Source organism: Vibrio sp. V42_P2S4T144 (assembly GCF_009904715.1).
Lineage (GTDB): Bacteria > Pseudomonadota > Gammaproteobacteria > Enterobacterales > Vibrionaceae > Vibrio > Vibrio alginolyticus.
The window spans coordinates 1-2753 of sequence record NZ_WXWS01000619.1; the positions used below are offsets into that span (position 1 = coordinate 1).

Below are 2753 nucleotides of genomic sequence, written 5' to 3' on the forward strand. Positions count from 1 at the left end.
GTCCAATCCCCGTACCTGTAGATAGCAGCCACAGGTCATGAGCCTGTTTAGGAATAGAGTCATGGGTTAAATCGCCATGTGCAGTGGCACCGACATAAATACTATCACCAGATTTAAGCTTTTGGAGCCGTGGAGAAAGTTGTCCTTGAGGGTCGGCTACTATTAGAAATTCCAACCAATCGAATTGCTCGCTTGGCGCATTAACCACGGAGTAAGCACGGCTGATCGGCTTACCTTCATCATCAAGCAAAGCAAGCTTGGTGAATTGGCCAGCTTTAAAGGAAAGAGGCGCGCCAGATATTCTCAAACTGAACAGCTCACCTGTCCAATCAATGCGTTTCTCAACTCTTGCGAGGTTGAAACCTTTGAGTTCAATCATGAGACACCTCCTATCTGGTTACTCTTAGTTAAACTTACGCCTTCAACTCGATTATGTAAAGTTTCTAGTTTACATAATCAAACCACCATTCCATTTCACATTTTAAAAACAATTTTATTACATATTAAATAATTACATCTAGAATAAATGCTCAAAGTGATAAGTCGCGTCGCAATTTGTGGCAAAGCAGATGAAAAAGGAGCAATAAAAATGGACACACTGTTAAAGGACTTTCCCGTTATCACAGAGATAAAAGTCGCATGGGGTGAAATGGATGCTCTGCAACATGTTAATAACGTGGTCTATTTTCGCTACTTCGAGACGGCGCGTTTAGATTACTTCAACAAAATTAACCTGCTGGTCGACCTGCAGACCTCGCAAATTGGGCCAGTACTGAGCGAGACTCAATGCCGCTACAAATTGCCTGTTACTTACCCAGACACGCTATTAGTCGGTTCTCGCGTAATCGACATGCAAGAAGATCGCATCACAATGGAGTACCAAGTGCTGAGTAAGAAGTGGGGGAAAATTGCGACCATCGCGACCGCCACTGGTGTGATGTTTGATTTTAAGAACAACGTTAAAGCTGCGATTCCAGATCACGTTCGCCAGTCGATTTTAGACTTGGAAGGAACCGTGGGTAGTACGCATCATTTGGAGTAGCAAGAAACGAGAGATTAAAGGCGAGGTTCCCGACAGCGCTCCTTCATCGCTATCGGGAATGATGCTGAGATACCATTCCAACTTACGCAATAAGAAAACTAGAGTCATTCTAATGAGCCTAAGTGAATCATTCGAAACCTCGCTAAACGTAACAGCAGCGCGACTCTTCCAGCCTACGCGATAAGAAAGCTACGTCATTCTAGCGAGCCATAGCGAGACTAAGAATCTACTTACCGCTTGCTGCAGACCATAAAGCCATGAATAAACTCAATACAATCTGAGAGTAGATTCTGAATCACGCTCGTTCCTCGCGGTTCAGAATGACGGTTCGAGTTTGACTCTGATCTCTACAAAACCATCCAAAAAAGCGATTCCAGAAGAACCTAAGTGAGTCACTCGGAATCTCGCTTTAGACGTATCAGCAGAGCGACTCTTCCAGCCGACGCGATAAGAAAAGCTGCGTCATTCTAGCGAGCCATAGCGAGACTAAGAATCTACTTACCGCTTGCTGCAGACCATAAAGCCATAAATAAACTCAATACAATCTGAAGGTAGATTCTGATTCACGCTCGTTCCTCGCGGTTCAGAATGACGGTTCGAGTTTGACTCTGACCTCTACAAAACCATCTAAAAAAGCGATTCCAGACGAGCCTATTTGACCATCCGGAATTTCGCTTTAGACGCATCAGTAGAGCGACTCTTTCAGCCTACGCGATAAGAAAAGCTACGTCATTCTAGCGAGACGAAGAATCTACTTGCCGCTTGCTGCAGACCATAGAACCATGAATAAACTCAATACAATCTGAGGGTAAATTCTGAATCACGCTCGTTCCTCTCGGTTCAGAATAACAGTTCGAGTTTGGCTCTGAGCTCTACAAAACCATCTAAAAAAGCGATTCCAGACAAGCCTAAGTGACCATCCGAAATCTCGCTTGAGACGCATCAGCAGAGCGACTCTTCCAGCCTACGCGATAAGAAAAGCTGCGTCATTCTAGCGAGCCATAGCGAGACTAAGAATCTACCTTACCGCTTGCTGCAGACCATAAAGCCATGAATAAACTCAATACAATCTGAGAGTAGATTCTGAATCACGCTCGTTCCTCTCGGTTCAGAATAACAGTTCGAGTTTGGCTCTGAGCTCTACAAAACCATCTAAAAAAGCGATTCCAGATAAACCTATGTGACCATCCGGAATCTCGCTTTAGACGCATCAGTAGAGCGACTCTTCTAGCCTACGCGATAAGAAAAGCTGCGTCATTCTAGCGAGCCAAAGTGAGACTAAGAATCTACTTGCCGCTTGCTACAGACCATAGAGCCATGAATAAACTCAATACAATCTGAGGGTAAATTCTGAATCACGCTCGTTCCTCTCGGTTCAGAATAACAGTTCGAGTTTGGCTCTGACCTCTACAAAACCATCTAAAAAAGCGATTCCAGATAAGCCTAAGTGACCATCCGGAAAATCACTTTGGACGTATCAGTGGAGCGACTCTTCCAACCTACGCGATAAGAAAAGCTGCGTCATTCTAGTATATGGACTCCCGAGTTATTACAACTTGTTTAGCGAGAATAGATTAGATGCATGCGTATATTCGGGTTTTAATGAGTAGCTAACTCGACCCTAGATGTATTCGCACCTTGATGCCATTTCGCGAGCGCGGAAATAATCCAAAGGAATGATCTGGCTCTTCAAGGTCGGTCTTACCTGTTC

The 2753-nt window shown here is 44.4% G+C and carries 2 protein-coding genes; one reads left to right on the forward strand and one right to left on the reverse strand.

What is annotated here, in order from left to right; genetic code table 11:
• The coding region (locus CAG68_RS20185) for an FAD-binding oxidoreductase (protein ID WP_237667908.1) at positions 1 to 379 on the reverse strand (379 nt) is incomplete at its 3' end.
• Between the two features lie 210 nt (positions 380 to 589).
• Here CAG68_RS20185 and CAG68_RS20190 point away from each other — a divergent pair.
• Entirely contained in the window at positions 590 to 1042 is a 453-nt protein-coding gene (locus tag CAG68_RS20190; RefSeq protein ID WP_005374933.1) for an acyl-CoA thioesterase, read from the forward strand.
• Positions 1043 to 2753 lie beyond the last annotated feature (1711 nt).